9 protein-coding genes are annotated in these 17901 nt (G+C 62.0%); 5 read left to right on the forward strand and 4 right to left on the reverse strand.

From position 1 onward, the window contains the following. Positions 1-183: 183 nt before the first annotated feature. Positions 184-558 (reverse strand): tetratricopeptide repeat protein, encoded by a 375-nt coding sequence (locus AAIS01_RS01550; protein WP_343467502.1) that lies wholly within the window; start codon positions 556-558, stop codon positions 184-186. Positions 559-881: 323 nt separating this feature from the next. Here AAIS01_RS01550 and pyk point away from each other — a divergent pair, with 323 nt between their 5' ends. Then, a complete protein-coding gene (gene pyk / locus AAIS01_RS01555; protein ID WP_092393429.1) occupies positions 882-2333 on the forward strand; it encodes a pyruvate kinase in 1452 nt (483 codons plus the stop codon). 345 nt (positions 2334-2678) lie between these two features. Here the strand turns inward: pyk and AAIS01_RS01560 are convergent, their stop codons facing one another. The 3 genes from AAIS01_RS01560 to AAIS01_RS01570 are packed head-to-tail and all read right to left on the reverse strand — an operon-like array spanning position 2679 to position 5491. Beyond that, positions 2679-3428, reverse strand: a complete 750-nt coding sequence (locus AAIS01_RS01560; protein WP_343467503.1) for an enoyl-CoA hydratase-related protein — start codon at positions 3426-3428, stop codon at positions 2679-2681. A 28-nt stretch (positions 3429-3456) separates the two neighbouring features. Continuing rightward, a complete protein-coding gene (locus AAIS01_RS01565; protein WP_343467504.1) occupies positions 3457-4392 on the reverse strand; it encodes an iron-sulfur-binding ferredoxin reductase in 936 nt (311 codons plus the stop codon). Further along, positions 4385-5491, reverse strand: coding sequence for a GGDEF domain-containing protein (locus AAIS01_RS01570; RefSeq protein ID WP_343467505.1), 1107 nt, complete (start codon positions 5489-5491; stop codon positions 4385-4387). The genes AAIS01_RS01565 and AAIS01_RS01570 overlap by 8 nt, the downstream gene beginning before the upstream one ends. 364 nt (positions 5492-5855) lie before the next feature. On the opposite strand from AAIS01_RS01570, the gene AAIS01_RS01575 reads away from it, so the two are divergent. The 4 genes from AAIS01_RS01575 to AAIS01_RS01590 all read left to right on the forward strand — a co-directional run bounded on the left by AAIS01_RS01575 (position 5856) and on the right by AAIS01_RS01590 (position 17877). Beyond that, positions 5856-7379 (forward strand): fumarate hydratase, encoded by a 1524-nt coding sequence (locus AAIS01_RS01575; RefSeq protein ID WP_014339954.1) that lies wholly within the window; start codon positions 5856-5858, stop codon positions 7377-7379. 306 nt (positions 7380-7685) lie between these two features. Beyond that, positions 7686-12149 (forward strand): SpvB/TcaC N-terminal domain-containing protein, encoded by a 4464-nt coding sequence (locus tag AAIS01_RS01580; RefSeq protein WP_343467506.1) that lies wholly within the window; start codon positions 7686-7688, stop codon positions 12147-12149. 34 nt (positions 12150-12183) lie between these two features. Beyond that, positions 12184-14916, forward strand: a complete 2733-nt coding sequence (locus tag AAIS01_RS01585) for an RHS repeat domain-containing protein (protein WP_343467507.1) — start codon at positions 12184-12186, stop codon at positions 14914-14916. A 147-nt stretch (positions 14917-15063) separates the two neighbouring features. Further along, entirely contained in the window at positions 15064-17877 is a 2814-nt protein-coding gene (locus tag AAIS01_RS01590; RefSeq protein WP_343467508.1) for an RHS repeat-associated core domain-containing protein, read from the forward strand. The last annotated feature ends 24 nt before the right edge of the window (positions 17878-17901 follow it).

The following is a 17901-nucleotide window of genomic DNA, read 5'->3' on the forward strand; positions in this document are numbered from 1 at the left end:
TAGCCCTACTTCTGCCGGTCACAGGTGCCTCTTGAAATTAGAGACCTGGCTCTAATCATACTTGTACAAATATAGCTCAGGGTTTGGCGGCGGCCAGTCCGAGGGTGATAGTTTCATCAAGCGCCATGGTACAGGGTGGAGATGGTCAGGGACTGCCCCTGACCATTGCCTTGACGGGCGGTATCAGAACGCGGTGGGGCGGATCGCCGGGGCGCTGCGCAGCGGATAATGGCCCAGGCTCTGCAAGGTTTCGAGGCGGGCGCGGGCGCGGAAGGCGTATTCGCTGTTAGGGTATTGGGTCAAGAGGAACTGGTAGGTTTGCGCTGCATCGACAAACAGCTTCTGCCGTTCCAGGCACTGGCCACGCATCATCGAGACTTCCGGCTGCATGTAGCGCCGGGCCCGGCTGGCGCGGTCGACCTTGGACAGCTCGAGCATCACCTGCTCGCAATTGCCCCGCTCGTAGGCCTTGTAGGCCAGGTTCATGTGGTGGTTCATCGACCAACGGGTGCAGCCCGTGATGCTCAGGGCCAGGGCAACAAAAAGCACGAATCGCATGGGAGGTTCTCCTGTCTTGAGCTTTGTATCGACCTGAATGGGGAAATCTTCAGCCCGAAAACGCATGCCACGCTAAACACCTGTGGCGAGGGAGCTTGCTCCCGCTGCGCTGCTCAGCAGCCCCAAAAACAGGGCCGCTGCGCGCCCCAGCGGGAGCAAGCTCCCTCGCCACAAGAGCAATGTTCGGCTTTAGCCGTTAAAGGCGCAAAAATTTTCAAGAATGTTCATTTCGAAAAACAAACGAAAAAGTAGTGCACATGAAAAATGACTACACCCAAAGAGCATAGTAGCCTTCGCTGGCGCTTGAACCTGAGGAGTCTTGCATGTCCGTCCGTCGCACCAAAATCGTCGCTACCCTTGGCCCGGCCAGTAACTCGCCGGAAGTTCTCGAACAGCTGATTCTGGCTGGCCTGGACGTTGCCCGCCTGAATTTCTCCCACGGCACCCCCGAAGAGCACAAGGCTCGCGCCAAACTGGTACGCGACCTCGCTGCCAAGCATGGCCGTTTTGTCGCCCTGCTGGGTGACCTGCAAGGCCCGAAGATCCGTATCGCCAAATTCGCCAACAAGCGCATCGAGTTGAAGATTGGTGACACTTTCACCTTCTCCACCAGCCACCCGCTGACCGAAGGCAACCAGCAAGTGGTCGGTATCGACTACCCGGACCTGGTCAAGGATTGCGGCGTGGGCGACGAGCTGCTGCTCGACGACGGTCGCGTGGTGATGCGCGTCGACACCGCCACCGCCACCGAACTGAACTGCACCGTGACCATCGGCGGCCCGCTGTCGGACCACAAAGGCATCAACCGGCGCGGCGGCGGCCTGACAGCCCCGGCCCTGACTGAAAAAGACAAGGCTGACATCAAGCTGGCCGCAGAAATGGAAGTCGACTACCTGGCCGTGTCCTTCCCCCGCGACGCGGCTGATATGGAATACGCCCGTCAACTGCGCGACGAAGCCGGCGGCACCGCCTGGCTGGTGGCCAAGATCGAACGCGCCGAAGCCGTGGCCGATGACGAAACCCTGGACGGCCTGATCAAGGCTTCCGATGCCGTGATGGTGGCCCGTGGCGACCTGGGCGTGGAAATCGGCGACGCCGAGCTGGTGGGCATCCAGAAGAAGATCATTCTGCACGCGCGCCGCCACAACAAAGCGGTGATCGTCGCGACCCAGATGATGGAGTCGATGATCCAGAACCCGATGCCGACCCGCGCCGAAGTGTCCGACGTAGCCAACGCCGTGCTCGACTACACCGACGCCGTGATGCTCTCGGCCGAAAGCGCCGCCGGCCTCTACCCGCTCGAAGCGGTGCAGGCCATGGCACGCATCTGCATTGGCGCGGAAAAGCACCCCACCAGCAAGACCTCCAGCCACCGTATCGGCAAGACGTTCGAGCGCTGCGACGAGAGCATCGCCTTGGCGACGATGTACACCGCCAACCACTTCCCGGGCGTGAAGGCGATCATCGCCCTGACCGAAAGTGGCTACACGCCGCTGATCATGTCGCGCATCCGCTCCTCGGTGCCGATCTACGCGTTCTCCCCGCACCGCGAAACCCAGGCTCGCGCCGCCATGTTCCGTGGCGTCTACACCGTGCCGTTCGACCCGGCCGCCCTGCAACCGGGCGAAGTCAGCCAGGCAGCGGTGGACGAACTGGTCAAGCGCGGCGTGGTGCAAACCGGCGACTGGGTCATCCTGACCAAGGGCGACAGCTACCACACCATCGGCGGCACCAACGGGATGAAAATCCTGCACGTTGGCGACCCGATGGTCTGAGTGAACGACCGCTGAAAAACCAAAGCCCCGCCATGTGAATGGCGGGGCTTTTTGGTTTTTGCCTTGAAGCCTGTGCGGTCTGGTCTGCCGCCTTCGCGAGCAAGCTCGCTCCCACAGGGGATCGCTGGTGTTCATGAATAATGTGTTCAACACCACTTCTTTGTGGGAGCGGGCTTGCTCGCGAAAGCGGTGGGTCAGCTTGCTACCATGTTGAATGTGCCAACGCCTTCGCGAGCAAGCCCGCTCCCACAGGGGATCTGGGGTGTTCATGAATAATGTGTTCAACACCACTTCTTTGTGGGAGCGAGCTTGCTCGCGATGGGGCCAGGCCAGGCGCTACAGAATTCAATGCCGGTTGATAAACCCCGACAACGCCTCTAACGCCTCGGGCGAGCGCAGTCGTTGGGTGAACAGCCTGCCCTCCTCTTCGATCACCGCGCGCAGTTGTTCCCGGTCCGGGGCCTTCATCAGTTGTTTGCTGATGCGCACCGCTTCAGCCGGCAGCGATTCGAAACTCAGTGCCACGTCCCGCGCCTTGGACAACACCGCCTCGCCACTGTCCAGCGCTTCGGTGGCGATGCCCCAGGCTGCCGCCTGTTCGCCGCTCAATCCCTCGCCCAACAGCAGCAACTGCGCGGCCCTGGCCTGGCCGAGCAGCCTCGGCAGGATCAGGCTGGAGCCAAATTCCGGACACAACCCCAGGCTGACGAACGGCATTCGCAGCCGCGCGTCCCGGCTGACGTAGACCAGGTCGCAATGCAACAGCAACGTAGTGCCGATGCCCACCGCCGGCCCGGCCACGGCGGCGATCACCGGTTTGCGGCAATCGAGCAGGCTGAGCATGAACTCGAATACCGGGTTGTCGAGATCGGCCGGCGGCTGTTCGAGAAAGTCGACAATATCGTTGCCGGCGGTGAAGCAGTCATGGGAGCCGCAGATCAGCACCGCGCTGATCTGCGGGTCGACGTCAGCCATCGCCAAAGCTTGGGCCAATTGGCTGTACATGGCCCGGGTCAGGGCGTTTTTCTTTTCCGGGCGATTGAGGCGCAGGGTCAACAGGCCGCGTTCGCGTTCAAGCAGCAGGGTGTCGGTCATGGTCGGGCTCGCGTCTGAAGATCAGCGCTCAACCACGGGTCAGGAAGACATCGGCCAGCAGTTGATTACGCGGCAGGCCAGCCAGGTACAGGCGCTTGGCAAAGGCCTCGACCCGGTCGGGATGGCCGCAGAGTAAGGCCTGGGTTTGCCGGGAAACAAGCCGCAGTTGCGCCAACGCAGAGGGCGCCTCGGCCGTGGTCAGCAGCTCCACGGTGAGGTGTTGATGCTTGGCCGCCAGCGCGGCCAGGGGTTTGGCCAGGTAGTGCCCGGCGGCATCATGGGCCACGTGAATAAGACGAATCGTGCCTTGGTGATGCTGATGCAGGGCTGCGCGCAAAAGACCGAACAACGGTGCCAGGCCGGTGCCGGCCGCCAGTAGCCAGAGCGGCTTGTCGTGCCACTCGAGATCGTAATGCAGGGCACCGCCACGCAATTCACCGAGAAAAATCGGGTCGCCCGCTTTCATCTGTCGCGCCGCATCGACGAACTGGCCGGGCTCGCGGCAATCGAGATGAAACTCCAGGAAGCGGTCTTCTTCGGGCAGGCTCGCCAGGGAATACGGACGGGCGACGTCACCGGCCCACAGCACCAGATGCTGTCCCGCCTGGTAACGCAACGCCCGCTCAGGTATCACGCGCAAGCGCAGCACGTCGGGGCTCAGCCAATCCACCGCCGCCACCTGGGCGGCACGGCCGTCGCGTTGCGGGTCAAAGGTGTGGATCTGCACATCCTCGATCACCTGGCACTGACATGCCAGCCGCCAGCCTTGCTGGCGCTGCGCGGGGCTCAAGGCGTCGGGCCGACTGTCGCGCACGTCACCGTTCACGCACTGCACCAGACACGCATGGCAGCTGCCGGCGCGACAACTGTAGGGCACGACCACGCCGCCCTGATTCAACGTGTCCAGCAGATTACTGCCCGCCGCCACCGTCCACTGCCGGTCGGCGACTTTTACTTCAGGCATCAACGTTCTCCCAGGCGGCGGCGCACCGATTGCGGCCGTCTCGCTTGGCACGGTACAAGGCCTGGTCGGCACGCTGCAACGCGTTGTCCAGATCGTCGCCCGTCTCCAGCATCGTCATGCCCACCGACAGGCTGAGGGAGCCGACCTGCAAGCCGATCAGCTCGACTTCAGTAAATGCCAGGCGCAGCCGCTCGCAACAGGCCGTCAGCCGCGAGGGGTCGCAGGCCGGCAGCAGCATGACGAATTCTTCGCCACCGTAACGGGCCAGTACATCGCCCTCGCGCAGGCAGGCCGTGGCGACGCCAGCGAACGCCTGGAGCACTTGGTCACCGGCGGCGTGGCCGTGCAGGTCATTGATGCGCTTGAAATGGTCGAGGTCGATCAAGGCCAGGCCATGGGCAACACCGGGCCTGAGCGTGTTGAGCTCCCGGGAAGCCAGGCGCAGGAAGTGGCGGCGGTTGAATAAACCGGTCAGTTCATCCGTGGCCACCAGATCTTCTAGCTGACGCATCATGCCGCGCAGGGTGTCCTGATGCGCCTGCAAGGCAAACCGCCGCTGACGCATGCGTTGGCGCGAGTTCTGTACGTAACTGGCGTAGAGCACCAGCCACACCAGCACGATAAACAGCACGCACACCTGCAACCCGGCCAGCGTGGGGTCGGGAAGCCTGAAGAAGTAGCCGTCCCAGAGGGTGATGGCGGTGAAACTGAAAAACACCAGCATCGCGCAGCGCACAAAGGCCCGACGGGACAAGTGGAACAGCCCGAACAGCAGAATCAGCACATAGAACACCAGGAAGACGCCTCGGGCCTGGTCCAGATGCGCCATCATCCAGGTCTGCCAGCCCAGGCCGATCAGCACCTGCATTTCGGTCAGGCTGGGGTCGGCGAATCGCAAGTTGCGGTCGCTGATAAACAGCGCGAACAGCCCTGCCTGGCACAACACCACCAACACGCTGCCGATGATGACATCGCGCAACGAATCGAGGTAATGACCACTGAAAAATGCCAACCACAACAACACCAGTGCCAGCGCGTAAGTCGCGGCCGCCAAGGCGAAGCGTTTCAGCAAAAGACGTTGGATGGCGTTATGGGTCAATCGTTGACTCACCATGGGAAAGGAACTGACAGGAGGCGTCCTACGCTACAGGCCAGACGCCACTTTAGTGGCGTGCAGGGCAAATGACCATTCAATTCTGGAGCAGAAAAATGGCGTCAAAGCAATGGCCCAGATTGACGCAGTTGTTTGATACTAAAGGGACCTTGTGGTGATGGGATTGATCTGTGGCTTGCTACAAAGGCAGCTCGCTCCCACTGGGTGCCTGCCTGCGATATACTGCCGCGCCTTTTTAGCGTCGCGCCAGCATGCCCGGCGTGCCTTAAGAGGTGCCGTCCGTCGACCGATGCACCCAAGCGGGCAGCACCTTATTGAATGTTCCCGTCTTTAGAGAGGAGCGCGACTCATGACCGTGATCAAGCAAGATGACCTGATTCAGAGCGTTGCCGACGCCCTGCAGTTCATTTCCTATTACCACCCCGTGGATTTCATCCAGGCGATGCATGAGGCCTACCTGCGCGAAGAATCGCCGGCGGCCCGTGACTCCATGGCGCAGATCCTGATCAACTCACGCATGTGCGCCACCGGCCATCGGCCGATCTGCCAGGACACCGGCATCGTGACCGTGTTCGTGCGCGTGGGCATGGACGTGCGTTGGGATGGCGCGACCATGAGCCTGGACGACATGATCAACGAGGGCGTGCGTCGCGCCTACAACCTGCCGGAAAATGTCCTGCGCGCGTCCATCCTCGCCGACCCGGCGGGCGCGCGTAAAAACACCAAGGACAACACCCCCGCCGTCATCCATTACTCCATCGTCCCGGGTAACACCGTGGAAGTGGACGTGGCGGCCAAGGGCGGCGGCTCCGAGAACAAGTCGAAGATGGCCATGCTCAACCCGTCCGACTCCATCGTCGACTGGGTCTTGAAAACCGTACCGACCATGGGCGCCGGCTGGTGCCCACCGGGCATGCTCGGCATCGGCATCGGCGGCACCGCCGAGAAAGCCGCGGTCATGGCCAAAGAGGTGTTGATGGAATCCATCGACATTCATGAACTCAAGGCCCGCGGCCCGCAGAACCGCATCGAAGAGATGCGCCTGGAGCTGTTCGAGAAGGTCAACCAACTGGGCATCGGCGCCCAGGGCCTGGGTGGCCTGACCACCGTGCTCGACGTGAAGATCATGGACTACCCGACCCACGCCGCCTCCCTGCCGGTGTGCATGATCCCCAACTGCGCCGCCACCCGCCACGCCCACTTCGTGCTGGACGGCACCGGCCCGGCGTCGCTGGAAGCGCCACCGCTGGACGCCTACCCGGAAATCGTCTGGGAAGCCGGTCCGTCGGCGCGCCGGGTGAACCTCGACACCCTGACGCCGGAAGACGTGCAGAGCTGGAAGCCGGGCGAAACCGTGCTGCTCAACGGCAAGATGCTCACTGGTCGCGACGCGGCGCACAAGCGCATGGTGGAAATGCTGAACAAGGGTGAAACCTTGCCGGTGGACCTCAAGGGTCGCTTCATCTACTACGTCGGCCCGGTCGATCCGGTAGGCGACGAGGTGGTAGGCCCCGCCGGCCCGACCACTGCCACGCGGATGGACAAGTTCACCCGCCAGATCCTCGAGCAGACCGGCCTGTTGGGCATGATCGGCAAATCCGAACGCGGCCCGACCGCCATCGAAGCGATCAAGGACAACAAGGCGGTCTACCTGATGGCCGTCGGCGGCGCCGCTTACCTGGTGGCTCAGGCGATCAAGAAATCCAAGGTCCTGGCGTTCGCCGAACTGGGGATGGAAGCGATCTACGAGTTCGAGGTCAAGGACATGCCGGTGACCGTGGCGGTCGATAGCAAAGGCGAGTCGGTACACATCACAGGTCCAGCGATCTGGCAGAAGAAAATCAGCGACAGCCTGGCAGTGGAAGTGCAGTAACTCGCACGTTGCCGTAAAAAAGGCCGGTGGGCGACAAACCCACCGGCCTTTTTTTGCGCAGTTTTGCCCCGTACCTGTAGGAGCTGTCGAGTGCAACGAGGCTGCGATCTTTTGATCTTTCGCTTCAGACTCAATCAATAAGGCAAAGATCGCAGCCTCGTTGCACTCGACAGCGCCTACCGCGCAGCCGTTCATCGGCAGGCCCGCCGACCTGTCAGATCTGACAGGTTACCCCATGACCATCTCTTGGCATCCTGAAGCCATGCCGGGTGTTCGCCCAGGCGTCGGCTAACAGAGATGATCCCGATGGCAGAACAATCGCCCCTCCAGATCGTGACCCCGACCATCGCCGGCAGTGCGTCTATCGCCACCCTCGGTAACAGCCTCGGCCCTGTCGGCACGCGCGGGGCGAGCTCATTCGAATTGCCGTTCCCCCTCTCCCCCGCCCGTCACCTGACGCCGGCGCTGGCCCTGCATTACAGCAGCCAGGGCGGCAACGGCACCTTCGGCATCGGCATGCAGCTTTCCATCGCCAGCATCACGCGCAAAACCAACAGAGGTGTGCCGCACTACGCTGATGAGGATGTCATGGTTGACGCCGATGGGGTTGACCGCTGGCCCGAACTCAACGCCGAACCGCTCATTCGCCCCCTGGCGGGCCCCGGCAGTGCCACTTGCTCGGTGGTGCGTTATTACCCCAGGACCGAAAGCAGCTTCGATATTTATGAACGGTGGACCCCCACCGACGGCCAGGCAGCGTTCTGGCGTGTCCAGGGCAGCAACGGCCATGTGTATTGCTACGGCAAAACCGACGCGTCGCGCATTGCCGAACCTGAAGCCGAAGCTGAGCCCGATCCCACAAAACCACCGCGCATCGCCGAATGGTTGTTGCTCGAAGAAGTCAGCCCGGCAGGCGAGCACATCTATTATGAGTACCAGGCCGACCCCGGCGCGTCGGACGGCCCCCACGACTACCGTGCCCAGCGCTACCTGAGTCGGGTGTGCTACGGCAACGCGAGCGCCAGTGACACCCTGTACTGCTTCGAAGAGGCCGACCCGGCCCAGCGCAACTGGCACTTTCACCTGCTGTTCGACTATGGGCAACGCACCCTCGATCTTGCGCAGCCACCTTCCTGGCAAGCCCCCGAGGGGGCGCCCTGGCGGCTACGCAGCGACCCGTTTCACAGCTATCGATACGGTTTTGAGGTCGGCACGCGGCGCTTGTGTCATCAAGTGTTGATGTTCCATCACTTCCCCGCCACGGCCGATACTGAACCGGCCCTGGTCCGGCGGCTGGTGCTGGAATACAGTGCCACCGCCCTGGGCTACAGTCTGCTGACGGCCGCCCATTATCAGGATTGGAACGCTGAAGGCGATGTCGACTACAGCCCTCCCGTGGAATTGCAGTACACCGATTTCGACCTGAACCTGGCACCCGAAAAATTCTTCGACCTGGAGACCATGCCCGCTCTCGAAGCCGGCCGGCATTACCAATGCGTGGACCTGTATGGCGAAGGTCTGCCGGGGTTTCTGTACCGCTACACCGATGCCTGGTATTACCGCGAACCTGAGCGCGCCGGGCCTGATGAGGATGCCATCGGCTATGGCCCGTGGTCACGCCTGGACAGCATCCCGGTCGCCAGCCAAAACCCGGCCGTGATGCAGGTGCTGACCGACCTGACCGGCAGCGGCCGTCTCAACTGGGTCATTGCCCAGCCCGGCATGAGTGGTTTCTATACCCTCAACCCGGACCGCAGTTGGTCGACCTTCACCCCGTTTGATCGTTTTCCGACGGAGTTCCTGCACCCCGCCGCGCAACTGGGGGATTTGAACGGCGACGGTTTGCGCTCCCTGGCCATGATCGGTCCCAAAAGCGTTCGGCTGTACGCCAATCTGCGCGAGCAGGGGTTCGCACCGGGGGTGAATGTTCCGCATGAGCCGGACAGCCCCCTGCCATTGTTCAGCGACTCGCGCAGTGAACTGGTGCTGTTCGGCAATTTGCTGGGCAGCGACAGCACCGAGCTGTGCCGGATTCGCTTCGATGAAATCAAGTGCTGGCCAAATTTGGGGCACGGGCGGTTCGGCGAAGGGTTTGTGATGAGCCCCCTGCCCTTCAGCTACGACCAGTTCGACGCCGACCGGGTGCGGATCGCCGATCTGGACGGGGCCGGGGCGCCTGCGCTGATCTACCTTAACAGCGACTGTTTCGATATCTACCTCAACCATGGCGGCAATGGCCTCGAGCAAACTCCCGTCAAGGTGCCGTGGCCGGCGGGCGTGCGGTACGACAATCTGTGCCAGGTCACCCTGGCCGATCTGCAGGGGCTGGGTTGCGCCAGTCTGATGCTGAGCGTGCCCCACATGTCCCCCGATATGAAGCCCAAGCATTGGCGTTATGACTTCGTCGCGGCGCGCCCCTATCTGCTCAACGCGACGAACAACAACATGGGCTGCAGCACCACGCTGACCTATCGCAGCAGTGCGCAGTACTGGCTGGATGAAAAACAACAGCGCCGGGCGCAGGGCGAGCAAGTGACCTGTTATCTGCCCATGGCCCTGCCCTTGTTGGCGCGTCAGCAACAGCTGGATGAAATCACCGGCAATTGCCTGACCCAGCGCTTGAGCTATTTCGAAGGCGACTACGACGGTTATCACCGTGAGTTCCGAGGCTTCGGGCGGTTGTATCAAGTGGACAGCGAACGGCCCGAGGATGAAGTGGAAACCGGATTTACCGCGCCGGTCCTGGTCAAGACCTGGTTCCACACCGGCCGGACGGTCAATCAGCCGCTCAAGGACTGTTTCGACGGCGACGACGCCGCCGTGCCGCTTGGGCCTGTACTGTTGAGCCGCTTTCATGAAGGCGACGAGGCTGACGAAATCATTGCGCCCGACCCCGAGACCGCCCGGGAAATGGCGTATGCCTTGGGTGGCTTGGTGTTGCGCACAGAAACCCATCCCGCCGAAGCGAGTGAGCCGGCCCGGCCCTACACCGTGACGCAACACCGCTATCTGCTGCGCCAGCCCCATCCCCATCACAAAAGCCTGCTGGTGCTGGAACTGGAGGCGCTCAGCCATCAATACGACGGCTTTACCCATGACCCGCAAAGCCAGCACGGCATCAATCTGAAATGGAATCTCTACGGCCAGCTGATTCACGGCTTCGTCGTCCATTACGCCCGACGCCTTACACCGCTCGACCCGCCCCCCTTCGACGATGAAGACGAGAACACCTGGTGGCTCGATGCCCATGATGAGCAGCAGCAGGTGTTCCACCTGGTCGAGAGCCGGGCCACGCACCTGCACCTGTTCGACGAAAGCGGGTGGCGTCAGCGCCTGGGCCTGCCCTGGCGCAGTCGGGTCAACGCCTTGCAACGCCCCAAGGGCGAACTGCCGCAGGGCCTCAACCCTCGCCAGATCAGCTATGAAGCCTTCCTCGCCCATCATGACGCCCCACAATGGCAAGCCGCACGGCAATTGGTTGCGCTGCAAGAACAGCACTACCTGCGCGACGACCAAGGCGATATTGCGTTCCAGGCGTTGCTCGGCCCGCTGGAGACGGCCGAGTTCGACAAGCAGGCACTGGACGCCTACGACGCCGTGCCAGCGCCCTTCGATATCCGTGGGCAACTGGAAGAAATCGGCTTTGAGCCCATGCCGCTGTTTCTGCCTGAAGATCCGGACGAAGACGCCGCTGAAAACCTCTGGTCGAAAAAGAGCGGGTTTGCCACCCACCAATCGCTTAACGGTTTCTTCCAGATCAACGCCCTGCAAGAAACCCAAAGCCATGGTGTTACGAGGCTGACGTACGATGCCTATCACCTGATGACCACCGCCATTACCCTGCCGGACGGCTGCACGACCCAGGTCGAATACGACTATCACGCGCTGTTGCCGCAGAAAATCATCGACGCCAACGACAACGTGCAGCAAGCGCTGTATGGCCCCGACGGCGTGCCATTGGGCATTACGTTTTTCGGCAGCGAAAATGGCCAGCCGGCGGGCTTCGATGCCATCGACACCTACGTGCCACCCGACGACCAGTCGCCGGCTTACGCCATCGAACACCCCGAAGCCACCTTGGGCAGAATCGCCAGTGCCGTGCGCACCGACGAGTTCAGTTGGATGGGCGCGCTTGACCTCGCCCAAGTCGCCCTTGCCCAGCGCAGCGAGTGGATCAGCGCTCGCTACTTGATGCCCAGCGGCCATGTTCGCGCCAGGGCACGCATTCACCTGGCGCGGCTGGCCGAACGCACCGCCGCCGAAGAACAGTTGTGGACGCTGATCCAGTCCACGGCCCGAGAGCCGGTTCACAGCGTCGTGCTGAGCGCCGATCGCTACCCGGACGATCCGTTGCAACAGGTGCGCATCACCCTCAGCGCCCTCGACGGATTCGGCCGCACCTTGCAAACCAAGCAGCGGGTCGAACCCGGGGAGGCCTATGCCGTGGCCGAGGACGGCTCGCTGGCGCTACAGGACGGGCAACCGTTGCAGCACCTGGCCGACCCGCGCTGGCGCGTCAGCGAACGGGTCGAGTACAACAACAAGGGACTGGTCACGCGGGTCTATCGGCCGTATTTCGCCGATGCCTGGCGCTACGTCAACGACGCCTCGCTGCGCCTGCACGGCTATCACGACCAGCAGTTTTACGATCCGCCAGGACGGCTGATCAAGGTCGTCAATGCCAAGGGGCATGAAGCCTGGCACGTACATCATCCCTGGTACCTGTGCGATCACGATTACAACGACACCGCGACGGGGTCGGACAAATGAACAGGCAGTCCCCTGCATCACAGGCCATCGGACGATGACTACGCTGCACTCCCGCACGCCTGACATGGTGGTCTTCGATAGCCGTGGCCTGCCCGCTCGACATGTCGTTTATTTGCGCAACCAGGCCACACCTCCCAGCGTCGCACTGGTCTCCCGCCAGCGCCACAACGCAGCCGGTCACCTCGTTGAACAGTGGGATCCGCGCCTTTTCGGTCACGCGCCCAAACCCAACCAGAGCACCCTCTACAACCTTGCCGGCCACCCACTGCGCACAAACAGCGTCGATGCCGGATGGCGCCTGGAGCTGCCGGGACTGGCAAATGAATCCCTGCTCCGCTGGGATCAACGCGGCGGTCATTGGCGCATCACCTACGACCTGCGGTTGCGTCCGGTGGTCCTGGAGGAACACAGCCAGGCCACAGCCGAGATCGACACCTTCACTTACGCCGACGCCACGGCCGACGCCGGTCATAACCTGCGCGGCCAGTTGCTCGAACAGATCGATCCGTCGGGAACCCTGCGCCTGGACACCTACAGCCTGCTCGGCCGCCTGTTACGAGAAACGCGGGCTTTTGAGGACGGCATGACCTCGGTCAGCCAGTACCGCTACGGTCCGCTGGACAACCTTCTGGAGCAGACCGACGCCGGGGACCACCGGCAACAGGCCGACTACGACCTGGCCGGACAGCTCAAACAGGCGCGGTTACAACTCAATGAGCAGGCCCCATGGCTGCCGGTGCTGCAAAACGCTCGGTATGACGCCGCAGGGCAGATCATCGAACAACGGTTCAGCAACGGCATCGTCAACCACTGGACCTACGACCCGGCCGATGGACGCTTGCAACGCCAACAGGCACTGAACAATCAGACGGTCCTGCAAGACTTCGAGTATGCGTACGACCCGGTGGGCAACATCACCCTCATCCTCGACCACGCCTTCACGCCCAGCCACTTCGCCAACCAGCGGGTCGATGGGCATCGCCGGTTCAGCTACGACTCGCTGTACCGTCTGCTCAGCGCCAGCGGTTACGACGACGGCCCGCCCCCGGACATACCCGGCCTCCCGCAGCCGACCGATCCCAATGACCGGCGTAACTATCTCCAGACTTACGAATACGATCACGGCGGCAACCTGATCAAGCTCAACCATGTGCGCGAAGGCGCCAGCCATACCCGCCAGATGTTCGTCGACCCACACAGCAACCGGAGCATACGCTGGGAACCGGGTGACCCCGATCCGTCATTCAATGAGCTGTACGACCGCCACGGCAACCTGCTGCTGCCGCAGCCCGGTCGGGAGCTGAAATGGAACGCTCGCGATCAACTGTCATCGGTGACACTGGTCAAGCGTGACGCTAGCGCCGACGACGAAGAGCACTACCACTACAGCCAGGGCCAGCGGGTTTATAAGCGCCACGACACTTACACCGCGACCACCTATCATTTCCACGCGGTGCACTATCTGCCGGGACTGGAGATCCGCACCCGCGACACTGGCGAGCAACTGCACGTCATCACCGTGGACACCGGACTCGGCAGCGTGCAGTGTTTGCACTGGGTCGCCGGAAAACCGGCGCCCATGCCCGCCGACCAACTGCGCTACAGCCTGCGGGATCATCTGGGTTCAAGCCTGATGGAGCTCGACCAGCAAGCCCGGCTGATCAGCCACGAAGGCTACTATCCGTTTGGTGCCACCGCCTGGATGAGCGCGCGCTCGGCGGTGGAAGTCAGTTACAAGACCCTGCGCTATAGCGCCAATGAAATGGATGTCAGCGGGCTGTATGCCTACGGCGCCCGCTACTATGCGCCGTGGCTGCAACGCTGGATCAGTGCCGACCCGGCCGGGGACGTGGATGGGTTGAACCTCTACGGGTTCGTGGGTAACAACCCGCTGCGCTATGTGGATGACAGGGGCACCACCAAAGCCCAGTGGCAGATCATGAACTACTCGGATTTCATTGCAGAACTGGGGACGGAATCGGCCACCGCCCTGGCGCAAATCGACAATATTATTCACAAGACAAACATCGGCAAGGAAATGCTGAAGAACCTGGCCGGCGAATCCGTCAGTGCCGCGGTCGGTTTTCTGGGTGGTTATGCAGGAGCCGAGGTGTTCGGCGCCGTATCCCCTCAGCTCAACGAGGTCCCTTATCTGGGCGGCCTCGTCGGTGGAAATATAGGCGCCGACATGGGCGCTGCGTTGGCCGACGCCAGCCTCCCGACTGCCCGTGTACTTCGTCCCCTCATCCCGCAGACATCCGCGATGTCGGTCGAGGCGATTGACCGCAGGATCGGGCTTGGCCAGAACGAATCCCTGTCCTTTTCGGTCCAGGACTTCACCAGTTTTTTCCTGAACAGGGTCACCGGCTCGGTTATCCCGGGGATGAATTTGCTGAACCTGGGTTCTCGCGCCCAGGAAGCCGAGGACATCAAGATGGGACTGACCCCCGTCAAAATCAACAAGATCGACACCCTGCTGGCGGAGTGGAAAAGCGCGGTAGAGAGTCGCTGGAGCGCCACGGAAGCGGCCTTCAAAAGCCTGGGGAAATCTGTCGTATACCCTGGCGACGTGCTGCCGAACGTCAACCCTCTGACGACACCGGAAACGTTGGCCCCCATCCACTATTCAGTCCTGCAGCGCAAAACCCTGGTCACGCTGGACTACATTGATCGGGCGCAAAAAGGCATGGCCTGGTACAGAGAAATGAGCACCACGGACAATCAATTCTTGCTCAAGCAAGCCAAGGGCAGGATGGCAAAAAAGTAATGCGGCGGTCGCAATCGCCCGCCCGCGTCGGCACCTTCGCTGTCAGGCCTGACAGGTTTCCCGCGGTTTCTTCATTGCTATATTGCGTTGCAAGCGCTCCCCTCAGGCCAGGCTCGAAACGACGAATTCCCTGGAGGCCGTCGACCGATGAGTACCGTCCATCACCGTACTCCCAACGTCATCGCCGTCGATGGCCGTGGTCTGCCCACGCGGCAAGTGGCGTACTTGCGCAGCCAGGCCTCGACACCCGTCGTCGCCCTGATCGCTCGCCAACGCCATAACGCTAACGGACACCTCGTCGAGCAATGGGACCCTCGTCTTTTCGGCCATGCCCCCAAACCCAATCAGGCCACCCTCTACACCCTCGCAGGTCATGCGCTGCGTAGCGACAGCGTCGATGCCGGATGGCGTCTGGTATTGCCGGGCCTGACAGGGGAAGTCCGGCAGCGCTGGGATCAACGCGGCAATCATTGGCGCATTGCCTATGACCCTCAACTGCGCCCGATAGCCCTGGAGGAAAACGGCCAAGCCGAGGTCGACACCTTCACCTACGCCGACGCCACAGCCGATGCCGATTACAATCTGCGCGGGCAGTTGCTTGAGCAGAATGATCCCTCGGGCACTGTGCATCTGGACAGTTACGGGCTGTCGGGCGAACCGTTGCGCCAGGTGCGCCGTTTTACCGACGCTGTCCCCCACATTTATGAGCAAACCCTCGACGCCCACGGCACACCCGTGAGCCAGACTGACGCTGCTGGCCACCGCCGTTACCTGCGGCAGGACCTCGGCGGGCAGCTCAAACAGGTGGACTTGCAACTCAAGGACCAGGATACGCCACAACCGATTCTCCTGGACGCCCGCTACAACGCCGCCGGCCAGATCGAGCGGCAAGAGACGGCCAACGGCGTGATCAGTCGCTGGACCTATGACCCGACCAACGATCAACTGAGCACCCTCAAGGCTGGAAAATCCGGGCAAGCCCTGCTCCAGAACCTGGTGTACTTCCATGACCCCATGGGCAATGTGCTGCGTATCGAAGACCTGACCATCGCCACCCTGTACTTTGCCAACCAGCGCATGGACGGTCATCGCGACTTCACCTACGACTCGCTCTACCGTTTGATCAGCGCCACCGGTCTGGAGAGCGAAACACCGCACCTGCATCCGGGGTTACCCGAGCCGGTCGTACCCATCGACACCGGGCACCGCTTCAATTACACCCAGCTGTATGACTACGACACCGGCAACAACCTGACCCGCCTGCGGCATGTTCGCGAAGGCAACAACCACACGCAGGCACTGCGCATCGACCCTCACAGCAACCGCGGCGTGCGCTGGGCCGAAGGCGACCCTGAACCGGATTTCGACGCGCTGTTCGATGCCCATGGCAACCAGCTGTACCTGCAACGCGGTGCGCAGTCGCTGGTGTGGGACGCCCGGGACCAGCTCGGTAAGGTCACGTTGCTCAAACGCGACAACGGTGTGTCGGACGATGACGAAACCTATCTGTACAGCCAGGGCGAGCGGGTCAGCAAGACCCACACCACCACCAGCACGCGACGCCAGACACGATATTTGCCGGGCCTTGAGATCCGCACAAGCAACCACGGCGAGCAACTGCATGTGGTCACCTGTGCCCTGGCCCATGGCAGTGTCCGCTGCCTGCATTGGGAAGCTGGCCAACCGAGCGGCATCGAAGCTGATCAACTGCGCTACAGCCTCGACGATCACTTGGGCTCCAGCACCTTGGAGCTGGACCGCCACGGTACCTTGCTCAGCCTTGAGCACTACTACCCCTTCGGCGGCACCGCCTGGCACGCCGCCCGCTCCAGCCTTGAAGTCGACTACAAGACCCTCCGCTATTCAGGCAAGGAAATGGACGCCAGCGGGGTGTATTACTACGGCGCGCGTTACTACGCACCGTGGTTGCAGCGCTGGGTCAGCGCAGACCCGGCGGGGGATGTGGACGGGTTGAATCTGTATGGGTTTGTCGCTAATAACCCGATGACGTTTACCGACGACCAAGGGTTGATCGTCGAGACAGCGGCCCAGAGAGAGGCCAGGAAGGCCCAGACCGCTGCCTACTGGGAGCAGTGGAAAAACCGCAACCGACTGAACAAGGAAATCAGGAAGTTCACCGACATCATGACGCTGACTTCGCGCCGGGCCAGCGAGGCGCAAACGCAACTGGCCAGCCATCGCTCGGCATCGGCGCACACCCAGGCCGCCGCCGTGCGTGTCGCCGCTCATGTGGGTGCACAGGCGATCAGTTACGGAACGGGGGTTGCGGTTGGCATCGCAACCGCTGCAATAGGCAGCGTCGCAGGCCCCCCCGGCATGGCGCTGGGAGCCGCGTTGGGATTCGCGACCAGCAAAGCCGTGAGCATTGGTCTGGATTATGCGCTGGAGCGGTTGAGTCTCAGCGCAGCGGTCAACTTCAAGAGCCGCAAACTGGACCCTGAAAAAATCGTCAGGAAAGGCGAATACAAAAATCTTGACCTCTTCCACTATGCCAAGGCAAAAGCCCGGGACCTGACCCACGCCGTGAGCGCGCCGACACAGAAAAACGTCTTGAAAGCGGGAAAGGAGGTGACCAGCACGGGCAGCAAAATAGCGCTCAAAGCCACAGGCACCCTTGGCGCCAGCGAAATAGGCGCCGTGATCGCCACGGTGTTGGGAACCATTGAGATCATTCATGAAATGGGTGCTGCAAGCCATGAACTGACCGAGGAAAAAATCGCCCAGGCGGATGCGCACATCACCGGCATGATCAACGTGTTGAACGCCCAGATGGACTACATTGATACGCTGTTTACCGAGGCACAACTTGGCGCCGTCAATACCTACCGACCGCTCAGCAAAATAGTCGGCCTGTCCGAGGGTGACACACCTCAAAACCTGAGAAGAGAAATGGAGGCAACAATCGGTCGGTTGAGGAAGACGCAGGGCATGCTCAGATAAGCCCGGCGCCGGGGCCCATCACCG

Source organism: Pseudomonas halotolerans (genome assembly GCF_039581215.1).
Lineage (GTDB): Bacteria > Pseudomonadota > Gammaproteobacteria > Pseudomonadales > Pseudomonadaceae > Aquipseudomonas > Aquipseudomonas tehranensis.